The organism is Streptomyces sp. sk2.1, from assembly GCF_008120935.1.
Taxonomy (GTDB): Bacteria; Actinomycetota; Actinomycetes; order Streptomycetales; family Streptomycetaceae; genus Streptomyces.
The window spans coordinates 1-3,558 of sequence record NZ_RDBO01000297.1 but is presented as its reverse complement, the minus strand read 5'-3'; the positions used below and the strand labels follow the sequence as shown (position 1 = coordinate 3,558).

Genomic DNA, 3,558 nt, shown 5'->3' with positions numbered 1-3,558 from the left:
GAGGGGGAGAGGGCGGGGGTCACAGGCCGATCCAGGCGGCCATGTGGCCGAGGGTGTCCGGGGTGCGGCGGGAGGCGTGGACCAGGCCCTTGATGGTCTCCCGGGCGCCGGGGTGGTAGCGGGTCTGCTCGGGGGCCGTGTGCCGGGCGTCGACGATGCTGCCGAGCGCGGCCTCGGTGCGGCCGGTCTCCATCTCCRAGCGGGCCCTGTCRATGAGGAAATGGGCGCGGCGGGAGGTGGCCAGGGTGGGTGGGAGCGCGATGTTCCTGGCCTGGGCGAGGGCTTCGTCGTACTGCCGCATCTCGACCGCCGCCGACATCTTGTGGAGCGCGACGTTCGTGGGGCCGAAGGAGAGCCAGTGGATCTCGGAGGCGTCCCCGGTCCGGGTGGCGCACCGCTTCGCCTCGGCGATGTGGGTGTCGACCACGTTCTGCTGGTCGGCGCGGGCGGCGATGACGGAGGCCCCGAGGTGGAGCTGTCCCGTGACGGCGACCGCCTCACGGGTCTGCTCCGCCGCGCCGACGATGCCGTGACCGGCGGCGACCAGGCGCTGCCCGATGGCGTACTCGCCCTCCCGGAAGTACGCCAGGGCCCGCATGTACTGGCGGATGGCGGCCAGGCAGGGGTCGGAGGCCCGGTGGGCGGCCCAGCACATGCGGTCCAGGGCGACCGAGCCGAGGTCGTAGTACCCGAGCTTCACCGCGATGTCGTGCGCGGTGCGGTACGTCGAGGCGAGCGCCTGCCACAGCTCCGTGGACCGGTTGCGCCAGGCCGCGGTGGTGAGTTCCGCGATCACGGCCGGCAGCAGCCGGGCGGCGTTGCGCAGGCGCGTGGCCCTGACCTGGGCGCACAGTTCCTCGGCGGCCGCGATCAGTTGCCCGGCCGGCCTGTCGGGGATGGTGTCGTCGGCCCCGAGGTCGTACAGGTCGAGTGCCTCGCGGATGGGGCGCACCAGTTCGGTGAGGCGGTCCTGCTGGAGCTCGGTCACGTAGGGCTGCCCCGTCAGCGCGGTGACGTCGATGCGCAGGGCCTGGGCCACCGCCGCGACGAAGTCGAGGTTCGCCGGTTTGGCGCCGCACTCGACCTGGTTCAGGAGGCTGTACGAGTACGGAAGCCGCTCGGCCAGCTGCCGCTGTGTCAGCCGGGCGAGTTTCCGCTGTTCCTTGATGCGGGCACCCGTGTGGTCGTCGTCCGGTCCGGGCATGCCGGCCTCCCTTCCTGAATCGTCATCCGGACCGTACTCATCCGCCTGTGCCCCCGTCCCCGTGTCACCTCGATTCCACCCGGTCCGGGGGTGGTCACGGGTGTGGTCGTATGACGGCATGACGACTCTGTACCTGTTCGGATCCGCCGCCCCACCCGTCCTCGAGGTCGACACGGCCATCGAGGAGGCCCGTGCCCGCGGGTGGGACGTGTGCCTCGGGTTAACCCCGGCTTCGGCCCGGTGGCTGGCTGAACGGCTGCCGGAACTGGAGCGGTTGACGGGGCATCCGGTGCGCTGCGAGTACAAGTTGCCCGGGGAGCCGGACGTGTGGCCGAAGGCGGACGCGATCCTGTTCGCGCCGGCCACCTTCAACACCGTCAACGAGTGGTCCCTCGGCCTGACGGGCAAGTTCGTGGTGGGGGTGGCCGCGGAGGCGATCGGCAAGGAGATCCCGACCGTGGTGATGCCGTGCCTGAACGCGGCCTACGCACGGCACCCCCGGTTCGACCTGTCGGTGGCGACGCTGCGGGACGCCGGGGTGACGGTGCTCTACGGGCCGGGCGGATTCGAGCCGAACCAGCCGGGCGAACGCCGGCCCGAGGGCTTTCCCTGGCACCTCGCCCTGGAAGCGGTCGGCACCCCGGGCCGCGGTCGGTGACCGGGACGGGCCCGTACGGACGCCGCGGAGGGCCGGAACCGGCCGATGGTCCGTAGGGCCCGCGAGGCGTTCGGGCCGGGTGCCGCGAGCGGGCCCGGGACGGCGGGACGCGAGGCGCGCACCGCGACCCCGGGCCGGAACCCGCTGCGGTCAGGCCCCGTCGGCGTCGGCCGTGGCGTTGTCGTCGACCACGGCCTGTTCGATCGCGGTCCGGACCGCGGTGACGATGGTCGCGGTGTCGGCGCCCTTGCCGAGCTGCCCGGCGAGGGCGGTGATCGCGGCGGTCTGGGCGGCCATCCGCTTGTCCATGGAACGGATGCGGGCCTGCATGTCCTTCAGGATGGACTGCGGCTGCCACGTGGGGTTCGTCGCGTGGTCCGCCGCGTCCGACGGGCCGCCGATCGCGTCGGTCTTCCAGACGGCGTCGAAGATGTCGCGCTTGGTGATGCCTGCCATGGGGTCCTCCTCGTTCGGGTTCCAGCTCGCGGGGTGCTTGAGGCGCTCGGCCACGTCGGAACGCAGCTTCGACATGGTGAAACCGCGGGGGTCGACCTTGTCGTTCGACCACTCCAGGTGGCCGATCACGGACTTCGCCGACCAGCCGTGCGTCCGGCACAGCGCGGCCTGCACCCGGACGATCGCGTCGTACTGCGCCTTGGGCCAGGGGTCCTTGCCGTCGCCGAGGTTCTCGCACTCCCAGCCGTAGAACCGGGCGTTGCCGTCGACCCCGTTGGCGTTGCCCTTCGTGGGCGGGGTCGGGCGCGTGCCGTAGGACTCGGCGATGACCTGGTCCAGCACCTTGGGGTCGCCGCCGCCGGCGTGGTTGGCGCGGCCCCAGCCGACCATGTGCACCCGGCCGTCCTTCGCGATCATCCCGTGGCACAGCGGACCGGGCAGGGACGCGTACCCGTCCCGGACCATGGCCACGGTCGCCGCCGTTCCCTTGGTGACCGTGTGGTGCACGATGCTGCCGTTGACCGGGCCCCAGGGACCCTTCGAATTCCGGTTGTGCGTGCGCCAGTTGCCGACCTCCACCACGCGGACACCCTCAGCGCGCAGCGCGGACAGCACCTGCGCGGCAGTCATGGGCTGTGCCATGTGTTCCTCCCCTTCAGCCCGAGGTGTACGTAACGTCGCGAACCCCGTCGGCGGGGCGCGTTCGCCGCGTTGTCGATCCGCTCCATCTTCTCCACCCGTGAGCACGGGGCCGCGTCTGCGGTGATCCGCCGCCGTGACCGCGTACTTCATGCCGTTCGTCGGTGTCCGCGCGAACGCGGGCTGCTCCGCGGTGACGACCGACCCGTACCGGTTCCATACCCCGGTGACGGCGGTCGGACTCGACTGCGGGGCCGAAAACGTGTACAGACCGTCAGCTGTACGAGGACCGGGCGGGGTTCGGCCGCCCCTCGGTCCGGTACCCGGTCCGGGTGTCCGTCCGGCGGCCGTCCGGGCGGGGCGTGCCGGTCCGCGTACGGCCGTTCGTCGGCTTCCGCATAGCCGGGTTGGCTGTTGCCGCAGCCCCAGCACTGCCACCAGCCGCCGGCGGTCTGGCTCATCTGGGCGCCGCATTTGCTGCATCGCATGGTGCCGTCCTCCTCTCCGATGGATGGGTGGTGCCCCGTCCCGGCCGTCGCCCCGTCGGGGGAGGAGCGGCCGGGACGGGGCACCACCCATCCATCGGAGAGGAGGACGGCAC

The 3,558-nt window shown here is 72.1% G+C and carries 3 protein-coding genes; 1 reads left to right on the top strand and 2 read right to left on the bottom strand.

From position 1 onward, the window contains the following. Positions 1–19: 19 nt before the first annotated feature. Positions 20–1,204, bottom strand: coding sequence for a helix-turn-helix domain-containing protein (locus EAO76_RS43995; RefSeq protein ID WP_148841793.1), 1,185 nt, complete (start codon positions 1,202–1,204; stop codon positions 20–22). 118 nt (positions 1,205–1,322) lie between these two features. On the opposite strand from EAO76_RS43995, the gene EAO76_RS43990 reads away from it, so the two are divergent. Beyond that, positions 1,323–1,862 (top strand): flavoprotein, encoded by a 540-nt coding sequence (locus tag EAO76_RS43990; protein ID WP_148841792.1) that lies wholly within the window; start codon positions 1,323–1,325, stop codon positions 1,860–1,862. Positions 1,863–2,012: 150 nt separating this feature from the next. Here EAO76_RS43990 and EAO76_RS43985 read toward each other — a convergent pair whose 3' ends face one another. Then, positions 2,013–2,960 carry a peptidoglycan recognition family protein gene (locus EAO76_RS43985; protein WP_262376289.1) on the bottom strand — a complete coding sequence of 316 codons (948 nt, stop codon included), beginning with the start codon at positions 2,958–2,960 and terminating at the stop codon, positions 2,013–2,015. Positions 2,961–3,558: the final 598 nt, after the last annotated feature.